Raw genomic sequence first — 19,787 nt, 5'->3', positions numbered from 1 at the left:
CTGCTCGTCCACCGGCACGCGGCTCGCCCGGGAGAGCCGCAGCCCTCGCTCTGGGATCCCTCGCCGTTCTCGTGCCGCGGCCGGCCCTGAGCTGTTTCGGCGCCGCGGCCGTCGACGCACTTCAGCTGCCCGGGTTCCTGTCCGCCTTCACCGGGTCCTCCGCCGTCGGGCGGGCGTGGCGCAGCCAGCGGCCTTTCCCGGCCTCTCCGCCCCACGGCGCCGACTGCCGATTCCCCCCTGCTCACCGCGGCCTTACGACGTGCCTCCGGCAAGGTCCGCGACGGCGGCGCCGTAGACACCCTCCCCGCACCGCGGGCACCGCGGCCGATTGTTCGTAATTTCGAACGACGTCCGGAGATTTGAAGAAAATCCGTGCGACTCCATTGACGTGCGTGGTGTTTGAATCTACGGTCCCGTTCGAAGTTACGAGCACCATTCGAAATACCGAACACTAGGGGTGGGGATGGCACGACCTTTCCTGAGCCGCAGGAATGTGCTTGCCGGGATAGGCGGACTGGCCGCAGCCGGCACTCTCGCGGCCGGTGCGACAGGATGCGCCGCGCCACAGGCGGTCGCCGACGGAAAGACCAGGCTCCGCTACTGGCACCTCTTCGGCGGCGGCGACGGCGTCAACATGCAGGTGATGCTCGACGCCTTCCGGGCCGAGCACCCGGACATCGCCCTGGAATCCGCCACCCTCCAGTGGGGCGCCCCCTACTACACCAAACTCGGCATGGCGGGCGCGGGCGGCCGGGCCCCCGAAGTCGCCGCGCTCCACCTCGCCCGCCTCGCCGGTTTCGGACCCGGAAAGCTGCTCGACCCCTTCGACCTCGACCTGCTGGCCGAGCACGGCGTCCACGCGGACGACTTCCCCGAGGGCATCTGGCGGCGCGGCGCGGTCGACGGCAAGCAGTACGCGATCCCGCTCGACACCCACCCCATGGTGCTCTTCTACAACACCGAGGTCTGCGAGAAGGCCGGACTGCTCGCCGCCGACAAGACCCTCCGGCCCATCGAGGGAGCCGAACAGTTCACCGCCGCGCTGCGCGCCGTCAAGAAGGTCACCGGGCAGCCGGCCCTGGTCACCGAGACGCTCGGCGCCGACTGCATCGGCCCCTGGCGGCTCTTCTCCACCTTCTACTCCCAGCTGGGCGGCACCATGCTGTCGCCCGACGGGAAGTCCCTCGCCGTCGACGACGCCAAGGCGCTGACCGCGCTGAAGTACATGCGCATGCTCGTCGAGGAGGGCCTCGCCGTCCGCCGGGTCGACTACGCGGGCGCCATCGGCGTCTTCAACAACGCGAAGACCGGCTTCTACCTCAACGGCGAATGGGAGATCAGCTCCTTCCTCACCACCAGGCTGCCGTTCTCGATGACCCGCGTGCCGAACCTCTTCGGCCGCCCCACCGCACAGGCCGACTGCCACGCCTTCGTCCTGCCCCACCAGAAGGAGCGCGGCGGGAAGACCAACGAGGCGGCGCACGCCTTCGTCGCCTGGATGCTCAAGAACACCGTCGAGTGGGCCAAGGGCGGCCACGTACCCGCCTACCTGCCGACCCTGGAGAGGCCGGACTACCTGAAGCTCACCCCGCAGTCCGCCTACCGGTCGGTGGTGGACGACGTGGTACTCGACGAGCCCGCCTGGTTCGCCGGCTCGGCCTCCATGATGTGGATCGAACTCGGCGCCGTCTTCTCCGGCGTCCTCACCGGATCGCGCACGCCCGAGAACGCCCTGACCGAGGCCAAGGCCAGGGTCCGCACCCTGCTGGAGACCCCCAACCCCTTCGGAGGCGCGGCATGAGCGTGACCCACCCGGCCACCGTGCCACCGGCCGCCGGAGCGCGGACCCCCGCGACGGAGCCCGCCACCAGGCCCATGACCGTACGCCGCCACTGGAGCGAGCACGGGCTCGTCTTCGTCGCGCCCTTCCTCCTCTTCTACGGCCTCTTCCTGGTGTGGCCGCTGCTCTCCGGCATCGGCATGAGCCTGAGCAGCGACAACATCGCCGGTACGGGCGGCGAGTTCGTCGGCTTCGACAACTACGCCGAAGCCCTCCAGGACCCGAACGTCTGGTCCTCCCTCTGGAACACCGTCTGGTTCACGGTCCTGTCCACCGTGCCCCTGGTCGTCACCGGACTGGTCCTCGCCCTGCTCTCCCACCACCTCCGGATCGTCCAGTGGCTGTGGCGGCTCAGCTGGTTCGCGCCGTTCCTGCTGCCCTCCGGAGTCGTCGGCCTGCTCTTCCTGTGGGTGATCTTCCCGTCCGACTTCGGCTTCGCCGACCAGGCACTCGCCGCCGTCGGACTGAACCCGGGGATCGGCTGGCTCACCGACGAGCGCTACGCGATGCTCTCCATCGTCCTCACCACCGTGTGGTGGACCGTCGGCTTCAACTTCCTGCTCTACCTCGCCGCGCTCCAGGCCATCCCGCAGCACCTCTACGAGGCCGCCGAACTCGACGGCGCCGGGGCGTGGCACCGCCTGCGCCACATCACCCTGCCCCTGCTGAGCCGCACCACGGGCGTGGTCGTCGTCCTCCAGGTGCTCGCCTCCCTGAAGATCTTCGACCAGGTCTACATCATGACCGGCGGTGGCCCCGACGACTCGACCCGGCCGATCCTCCAGTACGTCTACCAGGCCGGATTCACCGGCTACCGGATCGGCTACGCGTCCGCCGTCTCGTACATCTTCTTCGCCCTGATCCTGATCGTCTCCCTGGTGCAGCTGCGGCTGTCCCGGCGTACACGCGAGGAGAACGCCCGATGAGCGCCCACGCCCCGGCCGACACCACGGGCCGCCGGGCCCGCTGGACCCCGGGCCGCGCCGCGATGCTGCTCGCCGCCCTCGCCCTGGTGGTGGTGTGGGTGCTGCCGCTCGCCTGGGCCGTCGCCACCTCCCTCAAGCCGGAGGGCGAGACGACGAAGACACCGCTGGAGTGGATCGGCTCGACCATCACCTTCGACGCCTACCGGCAGGTGTGGAAGTCCGGCGATCTCACCCAGTGGCTGTTCAACTCCGTCTACATCTCGGTGATGACGACCGTGCTGACCGTCGTCCTGTGCGCGATGGCGGCCTACGGCTTCTCCCGCACCGACTTCCGGGGGCGCAAAGCGCTCTACGGACTGGTGCTCGCCGGAATCATGGTGCCGCCGCAGGTGCTGATCGCCCCCCTCTTCGCCGAGATGGTCCAGCTCGGCCTCGTCGACACGTACTGGGGCGTGATCCTGCCCCAGGTCGCCGTACCCGCCATGGTGTTCATCCTGGTGAAGTTCTTCGACGGCGTGCCCCGCGAGCTGGAGGAGGCCGCCTTCGTCGACGGCGCCGGGCGCTGGCGGGTCTTCTGGACCATCGTCATGCCGCTGTCCCGGCCGGTCCTCGCGGCCGTCGCGATCTTCACGTTCATCTCCACCTGGAACAACTTCCTCTGGCCGTTCCTGGTGACCACCGACCCGGGCGGCATGACCCTCCCCGTCGGACTCGTCAACGTCCAGTCGAGCTACGGGCTCCGGTACGCCCAGATGATGGCCTCCGTCGTCATCGCGGGGCTCCCGCTGCTGATCGTCTTCGCGCTCTTCCAGCGCCAGATCGTGCGCGGCGTCGCCCACACCGGTCTGGCCGGCCAGTAACGCCGCCATGAGCGCCGTGCCCCCCATGACAGCCATGAAAGGAACCGCACGCATGACCCACCCCGCGGACCCCGCCGCCCGCTTCACCCTCGACCCGGCCTTCGCCGTCGGCGACGTCGACCCCCGGCTGTTCGGCTCGTTCGTCGAGCACCTCGGCCGCTGCGTCTACACCGGCATCTACGAGCCCGGCCACCCCACCGCCGACGAGGCCGGACTGCGCGCCGACGTGCTCGGCCTGGTCCGCGAACTGGGCGTCACCGCCGTCCGCTACCCCGGCGGCAACTTCGTCTCCGGCTACAAGTGGGAGGACTCCGTCGGCCCGGCCGACGAGCGGCCGCGCCGCCTCGACCTGGCCTGGCGCTCCACCGAGACGAACCGCTTCGGCCTCAGCGAGTACATCGCCTTCCTGAAGAAGATCGGCCCGCAGGCCGAGCCGATGATGGCCCTGAACCTGGGCACGCGCGGCGTCGCCGAGGCGCTGGAGCTCCAGGAGTACGCCAACCACCCGGCCGGCACCGAACTTTCCGAGCGCCGCATCGCGCACGGCGACAAGGACCCCTTCGGCATCCGGCTGTGGTGCCTCGGCAACGAGATGGACGGCCCCTGGCAGACCGGCCACAAAACCGCGTCCGAGTACGGGCGGCTCGCCGCCGAGACCGCGCGCGCGATGCGGCAGATCGACCGGGACGTCGAGCTGGTCGCCTGCGGCAGCTCCAGCCGGGCCATGGAGACGTTCGCCGAGTGGGAGGCGACGGTACTGACCGAGACGTACGACCTCGTCGACTACATCTCGCTGCACGCCTACTACGAGGAGCTGGACGGCGACCGGGACTCCTTCCTCGCCTCCGCCGTCGACATGGAGTCCTTCATCGAGAGCGTCGTCGCCACCTGTGACCACGTCGGCGCCCGCCTCAAGTCGTCGAAGAAGATCAACCTCTCCTTCGACGAGTGGAACGTCTGGTACATGAGGCGCTTCCAGGAGCAGGCCGACGCCGAACCGCTCGACTGGCCCGAGGCGCCTCGGCTGCTGGAGGACAACTACTCCGTCACCGACGCCGTCGTCTTCGGCTCCCTGATGATCGCGCTGCTGCGCCACGCCGACCGGGTGACGGTCGCCTGCCTCGCCCAGCTCGTCAACGTCATCGCGCCGATCATGACCGAGCCCGGCGGACCGGCCTGGAAGCAGACCACCTTCTTCCCGTTCGCACAGGCGTCCCGGTACGGGCGGGGCCGCGTGCTCGACGTACGGGTCGACTCACCCACGTACGAGACGCGCAAGTACGGCGAGGTGCCCCTGCTGCACGCCACGGCGGTACGCGGCGACGACGGCGCCGTCACCGTCTTCGCGGTCAACCGCAGCCAGAGCGAGTCGCTGCCGCTCGAAGTGGCCCTGCACGGACTGTCGCCGGCCTCGGTCGTCGAACACAGCGTGCTGGCCGACACCGACCCGGAAGCCCGCAACACCCTCGCCGAACCCGATCGCGTCACTCCGCGCGAGGCCACGGGAACGACGCTGCGGGGCGGCACGCTGAGCGCCACCCTGGAGCCGATGTCCTGGAACATGATCCGCCTGGTCTGACGGCGGGAACACCACCGGCCCGGGCCGGCTCCACGGCGAGCGCCGTGGAGCCGGCCCGGGCGTTTGCGGACCCTCTCAAGCCCTCTCAGGCGGTACGCGCGCGGGTGCGGTGCGGCGCCCAGCCGTCCTGGCCCGCCAGGTAGTCGGAGACCTGGTGGCGGGCCGCCTCGCCGGCGGGCATCTGCGGGCGCTGCGGGGTGACCGCCGCGCCGGGGCCGTGGTTGCGGTACTCGCTGAACCGGGCCTCCTGCCACGGGAACCCGCTCATGTCGGTCCACGGGGCGGACTTGACCGCCGCGGGCAGCGCCGTCTCGCGGATCAGCACCTGGCCCACGGCGTCGGGGTTCCCACTGGGGTGCCACGGCCGGCCGAGGTGGAAGGACTGGGCCGGTGCGTCGCTGACGATCCTGCTGCGGGTGATCAGGAAGCCGTACGGGTTGCCCTTCCAGGTGCTGGCCGCGGTGATGTAACCGTTGTTGGTGGCGGAACCGCGGCTCAGCGCCCTGATGACGGACCGTTCGACGACGGTCGTGGCCCGTCCGTAGATGAAGTCGACGTCACCCTCGATGTACGAGTCCCTGACGTAGACGCGCGCGGTCTCGGTGAGGACCGGGGTGTCGGTCATCAGCGTGTCCTGGTTGCCGAGGAAACCGGTGTTCTCGAAGAGCAGCCGGTCACCGGTGGTCTTCACGGCGAGCGCCTGCTCGCCGTTGATCTCGACGGCCGCCTCGTCGAAGTCGTTGGAGAAGGTCAGGTTGCGCGCGGTGAAGTCGTCGCCCTCGACGACGACGGTGGCACTGCCCCAGGACCCGACGGTCCCGCCGCCCGGCTTCGCCTCGCCCGCCGGGGTGTCGAAGACGATCAGGGTGTCGTCGCGGTGCCTGCCGGTGCCGGCGAAGGTGATGCGGTGCTGCTCCTTGCCGACGCGCACCTTCTGCCGGTACGTACCCGGCGCCAGGGACAGGGTCACCCGGCCGTCGTTGCGGGCCGGAACCGCGTCGACGGCGGCCTGCAGGGTCGGGTAGTCGCCGCTGCCGTCCGCCTTCAGGCGCAGCACGGTGTCCGTGCCGATCGACTTCTGCGGCCCCGAGAACTTCGTCACCAGCGCCGGGACGGCCGCCGCCGGGTCCAGCCGGTACGGGTAGAAGTCGCGCGGCTCGAAGGCCGTGCCCCAGGCGTCGTGACGGCCGGTGGTGTTCTCGGTGACCGACCCGCGCTGGACCAGTTCCGCCGTGGCGTCGGCCTGGTAGGGGTGCTGGACGTCCTCGTAGTAGCTGTTCTCGATGACCATCTTCGTCCTGCCGCGCGCCCAGTTCCCGTACGAGAAGACCGGGTCGCCGTCCTCCACCTGCGCGGACAGGTAGTTGTTGTAGAGGTGGGCGTAGGCGCAGTTGTCGGCGGACGGGTTGCGCTGCTTGGTGCCGCTGAACCAGTTGTGGTCGATGGTGATCTGCGTCTTGACGTTGGGTGTCCAGCCGATCCCGAACGCCTTGTTGTGGTGGTCGAAGCGGTTGTACGAGACGGTGATGTACTCACTGTCCTTGCGTACGTCGAGCAGTCCGTCACCCATGTGCGTGAAGCGGTTGTGGTCGATCCAGACGTGGTGGACGGAGTCCATCTGGATGGCGTCGAAGTCCGTCGTCTTGCCGTCCCAGTCGCCCTCGACGTAGGAGTCCCTGATGGTGAGGTTGCGGATGATGACGTTGTGGGTGCCGGGGTTCAGGTGCAGCTCGCCGTGGACGAGTTCGGCGGTGCTCCCGACGCCGACGATGGTCTTGTCGGAGGCGACGTCGATGTCCGACCCGAACGGTTCGACGGCGATCGTGCCCGCCACCCGGATGATGTAGGGCTCCTCGGCGCCCGCGTACCTGGCCAGGTCGGCCTGGTTCCTGACGGTGACGACCTTGCCGCCCCGCCCGCCGGTGGTGCCCCCGTCGAGGGACGCGAAGCCGTGCGGGGTGTCGGACCAGGCGCGGTGCGAGGACGGCGCCGGGCCGGCGGCGCCGGCGGGTGCTGCCGCCGTCGCCGTCGGGGGGAGTCCGGCCACGGCCGCGGCCAGTGCCACGAGCAGGCCGAGGACCCGGGTTCTGGATCGCTTGCTGTGAGGGTGCGTCATTGCGGCTCCTGACAGACTGTTGGGTGCATCAGTGGGTTCGGGGCGCGCCCGCTCGGCGCGTGACCAGGGACGGGACGGCCTGCGGCCGGTCGACCCGGGTGCGCAGGGCCGGGGTCCAGCCGGCGCCCTCGCGGAGCAGGTCGCCGGGGTTCGCGGCGTTGTGGGCGGCCACGAGGTCGGTCGGCCTGCCGTTGACGTGGTTGCCCTCGGCCGTGACCGGGGCGTCCTTCCACTTCTTCAGGATCTTCGCCGCGCTCACCCCCGCCGGCAGCGCGAAGGTGTTCTTCTCCGCGTACAGCTGGGACTCGAAGCCGACGCCGAAGGAGTACGCGTACCCCTTCGCCACCACGAAGTGGTTGTTGTACGCGTCGACCTTCCCGAACCGCACGCGCGGCGCGCGCTCGACGATGTTCCGGAAGAGGTTGTGGTGGAGGGTGACCCGCAGCTTGCCCCGGTCGGTGGCGCCCGCGCTGTCGCTGTTGCCGATCATCAGGGTCTTGTCGTGGTCGGCGAAGACGTTCCAGGAGACGGTGACCAGGTCGGCGCCCCTGACGACGTCCAGCTCGCCGTCGTGCTGCTGGAACAACTGGCCGTAGTAGACGGGCTGTTCACTGTCCGGGCGGCGGCCGTCGGTGAACGTGTTGTGGTCGATCCAGACGTGCGTCGAGCCGTGCACGACGAGGTTGTCGTACTCGGAGTTCCACGCGCCCCCGGCGCCGTCCGTGGGGTCCCACTGCGGGAAGCAGTCGAAGGCGTCCTCGAAGGTGAGGCCCCGGACCACGACGTTGTCGGTGTCCTTGACCTGGAGGGACCCGCCGAGCAGCCGCGCGCCGCCGCCCACGCCGACGATCGTCGTGTTCGCCGGGACGTACGCCTTGACCTGCTGGGCCTGCGCGGCGGCGGAAGCGGCGCGGGCCTCCTCCTGCGGGCCTGCGGGCGGCGCGGTGCCCCAGGTCTTCGGGTCGTACGCCGCCAGGTACGCGTCCAGGGAGTAGCCGCCGGTGGCGAAGTTCTCACAGCTCCGGCCGCCCATGCCGTCGAGCGTGCCTCTGACCTTGATCACCTTCGGGGCGTCGCCGCCGTCCTTCAGCGCGCGCTTGAGCCCCTCCCAGGTGGTGACGGTGTAGGTGTGCGCTCCGTCGGCCCCGGCGCCTCCGGTGGTACCGCCGTCGGCCGAGGCCCAGCCGTCGTGCGCGGGCAGGACGTGGGCGTCGCGCACCGGTGAGGCGTGGGCGCTCGCGCCGGGCAGGGCGACGAGTACGCCCGGCGTCACCACCGCGGCGAGCAGGGAGACGAGACGTGTACGGCGTGTCTGTGTACGGCGTGTCTGTGTTCTGCGCATCAGGACTCCTCGTGCCAGGTCAGCCAGGTCTCGGGTATGTCCGCGTCCAGGCGCCGCAGTTCGTCCGCCGCCAGCACGCCCTCCGCTGCCAGGGCGCGCGCCGTCAGCCGGGCCACCTCGACGGCGCCGCGCGGGTGGAAGTGGGTGTCGTCGGCGACACCGTCCGGATAGTTGGGGGATTCGCCCGGCTCCAGCCAGTGGAAGTGCCCCTTGCTCACCTCGGGGCCGAGCTTCTGCCACAACGCGAGCGAGAGCGCCGCGATGTCCAGCAGCGGCACCTCGTGCGCGGCCGCGAGCGCCCGCACCGCCTCCGGGTACGCGCCGTGCGTGGCCAGCGCCGTGCCGGCGGCGTCGAACCGCCGGCGCTCGACGGAGGTCAGCAGTACGGGACGCGCGCCGCGGTCCCGTGCCCCGGCGACGTACTGGAGCAGGTGCTGCTGGTAGCCGGTCCACGGCTCGGTGAGGCGGGTGGGGTCGTCGTGCTTCTGGTCGTTGTGGCCGAACTGGACGAGCAGGAGATCGCCGGGGCGGATCGCCTCCAGGACGGGCGCGAGCCGCCCCTCGTCGATGAAGCTCTTCGAACTGCGGCCGTTGACCGCGCGGTTGGCGACGGTCAGGTGCTCGTGCAGGAAGAAGGGGAGCGCCATGCCCCAGCCGGCCTCGGGCGCGGCCGTGACGTGCTTGTCGGCGGCGGTGGAGTCTCCGGCGATGAAGACCGTGCGCGCGCGGTGGGTGTGCGGGGTCACTGGTTCTGCTGCTCCCACTCGGCCTGCGCCTCGTTCAGCTCACCGGCGAGCTTGTCCAGGAACGCCTTGGGCGTGGTCTTGCCGAGCAGGACCTTCTGGAACTCGGGCTCGTTGTCGGCCTTGGTGATCGAGTTCCAGTCGGGCAGGTAGTACGGCAGCTGCACGATCTTGGTGGAGCCGTCGGTGAGGGACCGCGCCCCGAGCTTCGTCGGCTCGGACTCGTTGATCCACTCGTCCTTCGCCGCCTCGGTGTTCGCCGGGATGGCGCCCGCCGCCTCGTTCCACTTGCTGTTCGACTGATGGGACGCGGCGAACTCGATGAACTTCCACGCCGCGGCCTTGTTCTTGCTCCCCTTGAACAGACCGAGCCCGTCCACGGGGTTGGACACCTGGACCCGCACACCGCCGGGACCCGTCGGGTTCGGGATGCCGGCGAACTTGTCCTCGCCCAGCGCCTTCACGTGGTCCTGGTAGGAGCCGAGGTTGTGGCTGAGCATCCCGATGGTGCCGGAGTCCCACTGGGCGACCATCTTGGCGAAGTCGTTGTTGACGTCGGCCTCGGGCGTCGTCCTCTTGTACAGCCCGACGTACTTCTCCAGCGCCGCGACGTTCTTGGGGTCGTTGACGGTGGTCTTCTCGCCCTTCCAGAACTCGGTGATGCCGGACTGCCCGTAGATCGTGTCCAGCGCCTGGGCGACGGACCCGGCGCCGCCGCGGATCGTGTACCCGAAGGCGTTCTTGTCCGCGTCGGTCAGCTTCTCGGCCGCCGTGTAGAACGCGTCCCACGTCGTCGGCGCCTCGAGCTTCGCCTTCTCGAACAGGTCGGTCCGGTACCAGAGGGTGCCGTTGTTCGCGGATGTCGGCACGGTGTACATCTCGTCCCCGCGCCCGCCGGCCGTCCGCACCCCCTCGACCATCGACTCCACCAGCTTGCCGTCCAGCGAGGAGTCCTTGATCCGGTCCCCGACCGGCTCCAGCGCGTCCTGCGCGACGATGTTGGAGAGGTACGCGGTGCCGACACCGCCGACGTCGGGCAGGCCGCCGCCCGCTATCGCGGTGTCGTACTTCGACTGCACGTCGGTGATCGGGATCGGGACGTACTTGACCTTGATGTCCTTGTTGGCCGCTTCGAAGTCCTTGATGATCTCCTTCCAGACGGCGGTACGCGGACCGCCGTTGTTGTCCCAGAAGGTGATCTCGCCCTTGCCCGAGCCCTCGGTGCCGCTCGCGCCGCTGCCGTCGTCCCCGCAGGCCGTCGCGGTCAGCGCGAGCACCGCCGTCAGGGCGACCGCGGCAGTGGCCCGCCCCCGGGGGCGTCGGCCGGAAGAAACTCTCATGGGCTGCTCTTCTCTCTCGGTGTGCGTCATTGCGGCTCCTCGGAGATGTCGTGCGGTGGTCGGGCCCTGATCAGGCCGTGTCCAGGCCGTGCTCAGGCGTTGATACGGAAACTGCTGAAGAGGGCGGTGCCGGCGGGGCCCGCCCCGGCCGGCGCGGCGGCGAACAGGGCGAGTTGCGCCCCGACCCAGCGCCACGGCACGGCCGCGAAGACCTGGCCGGAGGGGGTGAATCCGTCCCCGGTGTCGGCGGCGAACCGGCAGCGCGCCCCGGCCGAGACCTCGATCCGCAGCCGCGCCCGCCCTCCGGGCGCCGGGCGGGCGTACTCCGCGTCCCGTTCGCGTTCGGCGACCGGTTCGGCGTACCGGTGCACCAGCTGTACGCCGCCGTCGGCGCCCCGCTCCAGGCCGATCCAGGAGAACGCGTCTCCCAGCACGGCGAACCCGGCCCTGGCCCCCGGCTCCGGGCTGTCGAGGGCCAGTTCGACCGTCGCGGTGAACTCGGGCGCGGGCAGCCGCTGCACCAGCACGTTCGGCAGCCGCCGCAGGTCGTGCGCGTCGGCCGTCCGCAGACAGGTGGCCAGCAGCCCGTCCCCGGAGTGCGGCACCGTCCACCCCGCCCGCGGGGCGGCCGTCCACTGCCACTGCCGCCCGTAACGCCCGCCGGGGAAGCTGTCGTCGGTGGCCGGGGCCGCGACCGGCTGCGGCGGCAGGTCCGGCTTCGGGTGTACGGACACGGGCTCGCCCGCGTCCCCCATCACCGGCCACCCCGCCTCGTCCCAGCGCATCGGCTGGAGGTGCACCACCCGCCCGTACGCGCCGCGCGACTGGAAGTGCAGGAACCAGTCCTCGCCGGCCCCGGTGCGCACCCAGCCGCCCTGGTGGGGGCCGTTGACCTCGGTGCGGCCCTGCTCCAGGACGACCCGCTCCTCGTACGGGCCGAAGAACTCCCGCGACCGCAGCGCCCCCTGCCAGCCGGTCTCCACGCCACCGGCCGGCGCGAAGATCCAGAACCAGCCGTCGTGGCGGTAGAGCTTCGGTCCTTCGAGGGTGAACCAGCCGGGGATCAGGTCCGCGTCGACGATCACCTCGCCCTCGTCGAGCAGGGTGCGCCCGTCCAGGCTCATCCGGTGTCCGGTCAGCCGGTTCTTCACCCCCGACCGGGACTTGGCCCAGGCGTGCACGAGGTACGCCCGGCCGCTCTCCTCGTCCCACAGCGGGCACGGGTCGATCAGGCCCTTGCCCGCCTTCACCAGGTGCGGCTCGGTCCACGGCCCGCGGATGTCCTCCGCGTTGATCTGGTGGATTCCCACGTCCGGATCGCCCCAGAAGATCCAGAACCGGCCGCCGCTGTGCCGGATGGACGGCGCCCAGACGCCACCGTCGTGCCGCGGCTCCGCGGCCTCCTGCCCCTCCTCCGCGCCCTCCGGTTGCGCCGGCCGCTCCAGCGCGTGCCCGGTCAGCGTCCAGTTGACGAGGTCGCGCGAGTGCAGCAGCGGCAGTCCCGGCACCCGGCCGAAGCTGGAGACGGTGAGGTAGTAGTCGTCACCGACCCGCACCACGTCCGGGTCGGACCAGTCACCGGCGAGCACCGGGTTGCGGTACGTGCCGTCGCCCCGGTCGGCGGTCCACGGCCGGCTCACGCGCCCACCGCCTTGCGGACGTACGCCGCCGAGGCGTCCCGGTCCAGCCGGCCGTCGGCCACCACCGTGACCACGCGGCGCACGACCGTCTCCCCGGCGGGTACGGGCAACCGGTCCGACCAGGCGAGCGCCGACCCGACGCCCGGGTACTCGGCCGTCCGTACGAACCACGGGTCGCGGCGGGTGTCCGCCGTCGCCCCCGCGAAGACCAGCGTCCAGCCGTCGCCCGCCAGGCCCAGCCAGTCGGCGGCCCGCCCGTGCACGGCGTCCTCGCCCTCCGCGGCCTCCGTGAAGGCCGTCGGCGCAGCGGCCTGCTTGGGGGCGCGCCAGAAGAAACCGCCGTACCCCGCGCCCGCCCGGCCGTTGGTGGCCGGGCTGCCGATGGACAGGTCGCCGCCCGAGGTGTTGGTGAGGGAGAAGGTGAGATCCAGCGCCCAGGCGGTGTCGTCCAGCGCGACGGCGGCGACGGTGCGCCGCTCGTGCAGCAGCTCGTCCGCGTGGTCCGTACCGGTGCGCCAGCTCAGCTCCTCCACGAAGCCGGAGCCGTCCGGGTCGCGTTGCAGCCACTCCTGGTGGAGCTGCGCGCCGTGGTTGTCGAGCTCCGTCGGGCCCCGGTCGCGTACGTAGGTGCTCCCGCCCCAGAAGTTGTGTCCCGCCACGTCCGGCACGGCGAGCCCCACCCCCAGGTGATGGACGTGGTCGTCGGGCATCTCCTCGGTGACCGCCGCGCCGCCCAGTGTCGACAGGGGGTGCAGGTACGGGCGCGGCGCGAGCCGGGCGCCGAGCGCGGGCCGGTAGGTGTAGCGGCCGACGGGACGTCCCGAACAGCGCAGTGTCAGTGTCGGGTTCACGGTGTGCTCGCTTCGGTGGAGCGCGCCCAGGGGGCGCCCAGCTCGGAGAAGAGGGTCAGGGTCTCGGCGCTCGCGGCGACCACGCGGTCCACCCCGGTGACGATCCGGCGCGGCGCCCGCTCACCGGGCGCGGTCCGCCAGGCGGACGCGGGCAGCGCGAGGGGGTCGGGAGCGAGCCGGATCGCCTCGACGACCCGCATGAAGGCACCGGTCAGCTCCGGAGGCACGAGGAGCGGCGCGTCCTGGGTCAGGTGGCGGGCCAGGTTCTCCAGCAGGTCGGTCCTGCCGTACACGGACTCCTCGGGACCACGCCCGGCGCGCTGCACCAGCACGCGGTCCTCCTTGTACCAGAAGGTGATCCGGCCCAGTTCGCCGTGGGCGACGACGTACGGCTCGCCCGGCTCCTCGGCGCAGAGCGTCGCGGCCACCGTGACCGGGATCCCGCGCGCCGTCGTGATCCGTACGCAGGAGGTGTCGTCCGACTCGATGTCGTTGGCCCGCAGCAGCTCGGACTCGATGCCCGCCACGTCCTCGGCCCGCGGGCTCCCGGCCACCGCGAGGGCGGTGGCGACGGCGTGCGCCAGCGGATTGGTCAGCGCGCCGTCCACCACGTCGGTCCCGCCCAGCCGGCGGCGCCCCGACCACGGGGCCCGGGTGAAGTACGCGGTGTCCCGTACCCACGCCCCGGCGGCGCCGACGCCCAGCAGCTCGCCGATCGCGCCCCCGTCGATCAGCGACCGGATCGCGGGCAGGGCGTGCGAGCCCAGGGACTGGAAGCCGATCTGGCAGCGGGTGCCGGCCGCCCGCACCCCGTGCGCCATGCGCTCGAACTCCGCGTACGACGGCGCGGGTGGCTTCTCGAGCAGCAGGTGCACCCCGCGCGAGGCCGCCGCCAGCGCCAGGTCGGTGTGGGTCTGGATGGGCGTACAGACGATCGCGACCCGGGCGCCGGTGGAGTCCAGCAGCCCGCCGAAGTCGGCGGACTGCTCGGGCGTACCGAAGCCGTCCAGCTCTTCGGCGTCCAGCGGCTTCAGCTCGCAGATCCCGGCGAGCCGGACCAGGCCCAGCGCTTCGAGGCGGCGGATGTTGTGCAGGTGCCAGCGGCCGTGACCGCGTGCGCCGGCGAGTACGACGGGCAGGGGCACGGGGAGGGGCAGGGGGCTCATCCCTTCACCGCCCCGGCGCTGAAGCCGGTGATCAGCCACTTCTGGATGAAGGCGAAGACGATCACGACCGGAACCGCGGCGATGACGCCGCCCGCGGCCAGTGCTCCGAGATCCACGCTGTCCGCTCCTATCAGGGTGTTGAGGCCGACCGGAATGGTCTGCTTGTCCTGCTCGCTGAGGAACATCAGGGCGAACAGGAAGTGGTTCCAGCTGTGGACGAAGGCGAAGGAGCCGACGGCGATCAGGCCGGGCCGCAGCAGGGGCAGCACCACCGCGCAGAAGGCCCGGAAGCGCGAACAGCCGTCCACCCAGGCGGCCTCCTCCAGCGTGACCGGCACGTTCTTGATGAATCCGCTGATCAGGATGATCGACAGCGGCAGCTGGAAGACCGTCTCCGCGATGATCACGCTCCCCAGGGAGTTGATCATCTGGAGGTTCTTGAAGATCTCGAAGAGCGGTACGAGCATCAGCGCGCCCGGGATGAACTGCGAGCACAGCAGGGCCAGCATGAAGCCGTTCTTGATCCGGAACTCGAACCGGGCCAGGGCGTAGCCGCCGGCCAGCGCGATCCCCGTCGTCATGACCAGGGTGGCCACCCCGACGATCATGCTGTTCTCGAAGAACATCCCGAAGCTGCGCTCGGTCCAGACCTTCTCGAAGTGCTCGAACGTGATCGGCCACGGCACCAGCGAGGTGGAGCCCGCGGGCCGTACCGCGAACAGCAGCATCCAGTAGAACGGGACGAGCGTGAAGAGGAGGTAGAGGGCGAGCGGCAGGTAGATCTGCCAGCGCGGTACGTCGTCGAAGGCGCGCTCGCGCCGGTTCCTGCGGCGCGCGCCGCGGCCCGGTGGTGCGGGGGCGTCGGTGGCGGAGTCCGGGGCCGCGGGGGAGCGGGGGTCCTTCTCCGCGAGTGCTGCGGTCACTTGGTGTCGCCTCCGAACTTGCTCAGGCGCAGATAGAGGATCGAGCAGAAGAGGAGGATCACGAAGGCGACCGTGGTCAGCGCGGAGGCGTAGCCGAAGTCGTGGCCCTCGATGCCGGTGTTGGCGACGTACAGCGGGAGCGTGGTGGTGACGCCGGCCGGTCCGCCGCCGGTGAGGGTGTAGAGCAGGTCGACGTTGTTGAACTCCCACACGCCGCGCAGCAGCGTGGCGAGGACGATCGCGTCCCTGAGGTGCGGCAGCGTGATGTGGAAGAACTGCCGCATCCGGCCGGCACCGTCGACGGAGGCCGCCTCGTACAGCTCCTTCGGGACGGACTGGAGGTCGGCGAGAATGAGGATCGCGAAGAAGGGGACACCGCGCCAGAGTTCGGCGAGGACGGCGGCCCAGAAGACGGTGCCCGTGTCGGAGAGCACCGAGGTGCCGTACGAGCCGATGCCCGCGTCCGCCAGGTAGCGGCTGACGCCGGTGGACGGGTTGTAGAGCAGCATCCAGATGGTGGTGGTCAGCACGCCCGACACGGCCCAGGGCGAGAAGACCATCGCGCGGGCGATACCGCGTCCGACGAAGGTCTGGTTGACCAGCAGGGCGAGGACGAGTCCGAGGGCGAGCTGGAGGCTCACCTGGACGACGACCCAGCGGGCGCTGAAGCCGAGGGTGGTCCAGAACTGCGGATCGTCGGTGAAGATCCGGGTGAAGTTGTCGAAGCCCGCGAAGCCGTTGCGCCACGGCTTGGTGACGTTGTAGTTCTGCAGGCTGTAGTAGAAGACGCTGATGACCGGATAGGCGATGAAGCCCAGCATCAGCAGCCCGGCGGGCGCGATGAGCAGATACGGGAGCCGGCGGGGTGGTGCCCCCACGCGGCGCCCCGGCGCCCTGGGCTTGTCGGCCACGGCTGAGGCTGAGGCCATGACTGCTTCTCCGTTCTCAAGTCATAAGTGCGGGTGGTGAAGCGCTTTCCGGATGTCGTTCGAGATACCGGCCATCGCTGGACAGGACGGTGCGGTGCGGGACGGTGCGGTGCGGGCAGCGCGGGCGGACGGCTCAGCCCGCGTACGGATCGGGAACCTCTCCCGGCCGGGAGAGGAAAGCGAAGTCGCAGCCGGTGTCGGCCTGGGTGATCTGTTCGCTGTACAGCGCCCCGTAGCCGCGCTCGTACTTCGCGGGCGGCGGGCTCCACTCGCCCCTGCGCCGCTCCAGTTCCTCGTCCGTCACTTCGAGCCGCAGCGACCGGGCCGCGACGTCGAGGGTGATCGAGTCCCCGGTCCGTACGAGCGCGAGCGGCCCGCCCACGTAGGACTCCGGGGCGACGTGCAGCACGCAGGTGCCGTAACTCGTGCCGCTCATCCGGGCGTCGGAGATCCGCACCATGTCCCGGACCCCCTCCTTGAGGAGGTGGTCGGGGATCGGCAGCATCCCGTACTCGGGCATCCCGGGACCGCCCTTGGGGCCGGCGTTGCGCAGCACGAGCACGGTGTCGGCGGTGATGCCGAGCGACGGGTCGTTGATGGTGCGCTGCATGGTCCTGTAGTCGTCGAAGACGACCGCGGGGCCGGTGTGGCGGAGCAGGTGCGGTTCGGCGGCGATGTGCTTGATGACCGCGCCGTCCGGACACAGGTTGCCGCGCAGTACCGCGACCCCGCCCTCCTCGGCGAGCGGCCTGGAACGTGGCCTGATCACCTCGGGGTTGTGCACCAGCGCGCCCGCCAGCTGCTCGCGCAGCGAGTCGTGCGCCACGGTCGGCCGGTCCAGGTGGAGCACGTCCGTGAGCTGCGCCAGGAAGGCCGGAAGCCCGCCCGCGAAGTGGAAGTCCTCCATCAGGTACTGGCCGCCCGGCCGCAGGTTCGCGAGCACCGGCACGGTCCGCGCGATCCGGTCGAAGTCGTCGAGCGTGAGCGGCACCTGGGAGCGCCCCGCCATCGCGATCAGATGGATCACGGCGTTCGTCGAACCGCCCAGCGCCAGCACGGTCGCGACCGCGTCCTCGTACGCGTCGCGGGTCAGGATCCGCGACAGCTTCAGATCGCGGTGCACGAGCTCGACGATCCGGCGGCCCGAGGCCGCCGCCATCCGGTCGTGCCCGGAGTCCACGGCCGGTACGGAGGACGCGCCGGGCAGGGTGACGCCCAGCGCCTCGGCCGCGGCGGTCAGCGTCGAGGCAGTGCCCATGGTCATGCAGGTGCCGGGGGAGCGGGCGAGCCCGTTCTCCAGCTCGGCCATCTCGGTGTCGCCGATCAGCCCGGCCCGCTTGTCGTCCCAGTACTTCCACATGTCCGTACCGGAGCCGAGCACCTCGTTGCGCCAGTGGCCCGGCAGCATGGGCCCGCGGGGACGAAGACGGCCGGCAGGTCGACGGACGCGGCGCCCATCAGCAGCGCGGGCGTGGACTTGTCGCAGCCGCCGAGCAGCACGGCGCCGTCGACGGGGTAGGAGCGCAGCAGCTCCTCCGTCTCCATCGCGAGCATGTTCCGGTAGAGCATCGGGGTCGGCTTCTGGAAGGTCTCGGAGAGAGTGGAGACCGGGAATTCGAGCGGGAAGCCCCCGCCTGCCACACCCCGCGCTTCACCGCCTGCGCCCGGTCCCGGAGATGGACGTGGCACGGGTTGATGTCGGACCAGGTGTTGAGGACCGCGATGACCGGCTTGCCCAGGTGCTCCTCGGGGAGGTAGCCGAGCTGGCGGGTGCGGGCGCGGTGACTGAACGAGCGGAGCCCGTCCGTCCCGTACCACTGATGGCTGCGCAGCTCCTCCGGCGCCCTGTCGCTCATACGGCCCACCCCGCCACGAGCTCCGCGATCTCGGCGCGCCGGTCCTCGGGCAGGACCCGGCTGGGTGCGCGCACCTCGCGCCGGCACAGGCCGAGGGAGGCCAGGGCCTCCTTCACCACGGTGACGTTGTCGGCGGACTGCCGGGCCGCCCGCAGCTCCTCGAAGGGGCGGATCTGCTCCCAGGTCTTCATGGCGGCCGGATAGTCGCCCGCGCGCAGCGCGTCGAGCATGCCCAGCGACACGGACGGGGCGACATTGACCAGGCCCGAGGTGAACCCGGTGGCGCCGACCGCGAAGTAGGGAACGGCGTACAGCTCGGCGAGCCCGGCGATCCAGACGAAACGGTCCAGGCCCGCGTCCCGCGAGAAGGCGGCGAAGCGCGCCGTGTCCGGCACGGCGTACTTCACGCCGATGACGTTCGGACAGGCTTCGCCGAGCGCGGCGAGGCTCTCCGCGCTCAGTTGCGGATCACGGACGTACGGCACGACCCCGAGCCCGGGGACGGCGTCGGCGATGGCGCGGTGGTAGTCGGTCCAGCCGTCGTGCGAGATGTACGGATGGACGGGCTGGTGCACCATCAGCATCTCGGCGCCCGCGTCCCGGGCGTGCTCGGCGGCGGCGACGGCGGTCGGCACGTCGTGCCCGACACCGACGAGGACCATGGCCCGGCCGCGCGCCTCCTCGATGGTCAGCTCGGTGACGGCGCGGCGCTCCTGCGGGGACAGCGCGTAGAACTCGCCCGTGTTCCCGTTCGGCGTCAGGGTCCGTACGCCCCCGTCCAGCAGCCGGCCGAGCAGGGCGCGGTGGGCGGCGGTGTCCAGGGAGTCGTCGGCGGCGAACGGGGTCACCGGGATCGCCACCACATCGGCGAGGGCGCTCCGCAGGGCGGAGAAGTCTGCGCTGGTCATATGGGGTCCCCTTCCGGGAAGGCTCGCTGGACGAAGTCGGCGATGTGGGCGTGCAGGGCGCGGGCGGCGCCCGGGGCGTCGCCGTCGAGCGCGAGCCGCAGAATCTCCATGTGCTCACGCGCCTCCTGCTCCCAGGACGGGACGGCGGCCCAGGCGACGGCCGAGACGAGGGCTGCCTGGTCGCGCACCTCGTCCAGCATCCTGGCGAGCAGCGGGTTCCCGCACGGCAGGTAGAGCGCGCGGTGGAACTCCCGGTTGGCCAGCGAGCGTTCGGCCCGGTCGGTGGCCTCGGCGGCCCTGACGAGCGCCTCGCGGGCCGCTTCCAGGGAGGCCTGCGAGGCGATGGTGCGGCGCAGCGCCTCCGGTTCGAGCAGCAGTCGTACGTCGTACACCTCACGCGCCATGGCCGCGTCGACGGTCCGCACGGTGACGCCCTTGTACTGGTTCATCACGACGAGCCCGGTGCCGGCCAGGGTCTTGAGCGCCTCGCGCACCGGGGTCTTGGACACCCCGAACTGAGCGGCCAGTTCGGTCTCGACCAGGGCTTGCCCGGGACTGAGGCCGCCGGTGAGGATGGCGTGTTTGATCCCCTCCAGCACGTACTGCGTGCGGGAGGGGATCGGGCTCGGAGCGAAAGCCATGGGCACTCACATATCTCGTGTATCGCGTCTCATATATGACGTACGAAGTACGACGCGATGAAGCTAAGCCCGCAGCCATGTGCCGTCAATGTTTCGCGCAAAAGAACTTCCGCGCCGGGCCGGTGAG

General features: G+C 70.9%; 15 protein-coding genes and 1 pseudogene. 4 read left to right on the top strand and 12 right to left on the bottom strand.

Annotation, left to right across the window (positions count from 1 at the left end; genetic code table 11):
• Positions 1 to 463 precede the first annotated feature (463 nt).
• The 4 genes from BN1555_RS04180 (at position 464) to BN1555_RS04165 (ending at position 5,205) form a co-directional block, all read left to right on the top strand.
• Positions 464 to 1,801 (top strand): extracellular solute-binding protein, encoded by a 1,338-nt coding sequence (locus BN1555_RS04180; protein ID WP_093797955.1) that lies wholly within the window; start codon positions 464 to 466, stop codon positions 1,799 to 1,801.
• 74 nt (positions 1,802 to 1,875) lie between these two features.
• The gene (locus BN1555_RS04175) at positions 1,876 to 2,766 is read left to right on the top strand and encodes a carbohydrate ABC transporter permease (RefSeq protein ID WP_255306358.1); all 891 of its coding nucleotides are present in this window, start codon (positions 1,876 to 1,878) and stop codon (positions 2,764 to 2,766) included.
• Entirely contained in the window at positions 2,763 to 3,626 is an 864-nt protein-coding gene (locus BN1555_RS04170) for a carbohydrate ABC transporter permease (RefSeq protein ID WP_093797951.1), read from the top strand. Before BN1555_RS04175 ends, BN1555_RS04170 begins: the two co-directional genes overlap by 4 nt.
• 52 nt (positions 3,627 to 3,678) lie before the next feature.
• The gene (locus BN1555_RS04165) at positions 3,679 to 5,205 is read left to right on the top strand and encodes an arabinosylfuranosidase ArfA (RefSeq protein ID WP_093797949.1); all 1,527 of its coding nucleotides are present in this window, start codon (positions 3,679 to 3,681) and stop codon (positions 5,203 to 5,205) included.
• Positions 5,206 to 5,290: 85 nt separating this feature from the next.
• On the opposite strand, the gene BN1555_RS04160 is transcribed toward BN1555_RS04165, so the two are convergent.
• The 12 genes and pseudogenes from BN1555_RS04160 to BN1555_RS04105 form a co-directional block, all read right to left on the bottom strand.
• Positions 5,291 to 7,321, bottom strand: coding sequence for a pectinesterase family protein (locus tag BN1555_RS04160; RefSeq protein ID WP_093797947.1), 2,031 nt, complete (start codon positions 7,319 to 7,321; stop codon positions 5,291 to 5,293).
• Positions 7,322 to 7,349: 28 nt separating this feature from the next.
• Positions 7,350 to 8,663, bottom strand: coding sequence for a pectate lyase family protein (locus BN1555_RS04155; RefSeq protein ID WP_093797945.1), 1,314 nt, complete (start codon positions 8,661 to 8,663; stop codon positions 7,350 to 7,352).
• Complete coding sequence (locus BN1555_RS04150; protein WP_255305873.1) at positions 8,663 to 9,409, bottom strand: rhamnogalacturonan acetylesterase; 747 nt, start codon at positions 9,407 to 9,409, stop codon at positions 8,663 to 8,665. The genes BN1555_RS04155 and BN1555_RS04150 overlap by 1 nt, the downstream gene beginning before the upstream one ends.
• Positions 9,406 to 10,746 (bottom strand): ABC transporter substrate-binding protein, encoded by a 1,341-nt coding sequence (locus tag BN1555_RS04145; RefSeq protein WP_093803166.1) that lies wholly within the window; start codon positions 10,744 to 10,746, stop codon positions 9,406 to 9,408. Before BN1555_RS04145 ends, BN1555_RS04150 begins: the two co-directional genes overlap by 4 nt.
• 92 nt (positions 10,747 to 10,838) lie before the next feature.
• Complete coding sequence (locus tag BN1555_RS04140) at positions 10,839 to 12,386, bottom strand: glycoside hydrolase family 43 protein (protein WP_093797941.1); 1,548 nt, start codon at positions 12,384 to 12,386, stop codon at positions 10,839 to 10,841.
• A complete protein-coding gene (locus tag BN1555_RS04135; RefSeq protein ID WP_093797939.1) occupies positions 12,383 to 13,237 on the bottom strand; it encodes a DUF6807 domain-containing protein in 855 nt (284 codons plus the stop codon). Before BN1555_RS04135 ends, BN1555_RS04140 begins: the two co-directional genes overlap by 4 nt.
• Entirely contained in the window at positions 13,234 to 14,403 is a 1,170-nt protein-coding gene (locus BN1555_RS04130; protein WP_093797937.1) for a Gfo/Idh/MocA family protein, read from the bottom strand. Before BN1555_RS04130 ends, BN1555_RS04135 begins: the two co-directional genes overlap by 4 nt.
• Positions 14,400 to 15,326, bottom strand: a complete 927-nt coding sequence (locus tag BN1555_RS04125) for a carbohydrate ABC transporter permease (protein ID WP_093797935.1) — start codon at positions 15,324 to 15,326, stop codon at positions 14,400 to 14,402. The genes BN1555_RS04130 and BN1555_RS04125 overlap by 4 nt, the downstream gene beginning before the upstream one ends.
• Positions 15,323 to 16,255: a carbohydrate ABC transporter permease gene (locus tag BN1555_RS04120; protein ID WP_093797933.1), complete on the bottom strand. Its 933-nt coding sequence runs from the start codon at positions 16,253 to 16,255 to the stop codon at positions 15,323 to 15,325. The genes BN1555_RS04125 and BN1555_RS04120 overlap by 4 nt, the downstream gene beginning before the upstream one ends.
• Positions 16,256 to 16,388: 133 nt before the next feature.
• Positions 16,389 to 18,111, bottom strand: a pseudogene (gene araD, locus BN1555_RS04115) (L-arabinonate dehydratase).
• Positions 18,108 to 19,019: a dihydrodipicolinate synthase family protein gene (locus tag BN1555_RS04110; RefSeq protein WP_093797931.1), complete on the bottom strand. Its 912-nt coding sequence runs from the start codon at positions 19,017 to 19,019 to the stop codon at positions 18,108 to 18,110. The pseudogene araD and the gene BN1555_RS04110 overlap by 4 nt, the downstream one beginning before the upstream one ends.
• Positions 19,016 to 19,660 carry a GntR family transcriptional regulator gene (locus BN1555_RS04105; RefSeq protein WP_093797929.1) on the bottom strand — a complete coding sequence of 215 codons (645 nt, stop codon included), beginning with the start codon at positions 19,658 to 19,660 and terminating at the stop codon, positions 19,016 to 19,018. The genes BN1555_RS04110 and BN1555_RS04105 overlap by 4 nt, the downstream gene beginning before the upstream one ends.
• Between the last annotated feature and the right edge of the window lie 127 nt (positions 19,661 to 19,787).

The organism is Streptomyces sp. Wb2n-11, from assembly GCF_001049855.1.
GTDB lineage: Bacteria > Actinomycetota > Actinomycetes > Streptomycetales > Streptomycetaceae > Streptomyces > Streptomyces altiplanensis.
Note: the sequence above shows the minus strand (reverse complement) of the source record. Positions and strands in the feature narration are given on the sequence as shown.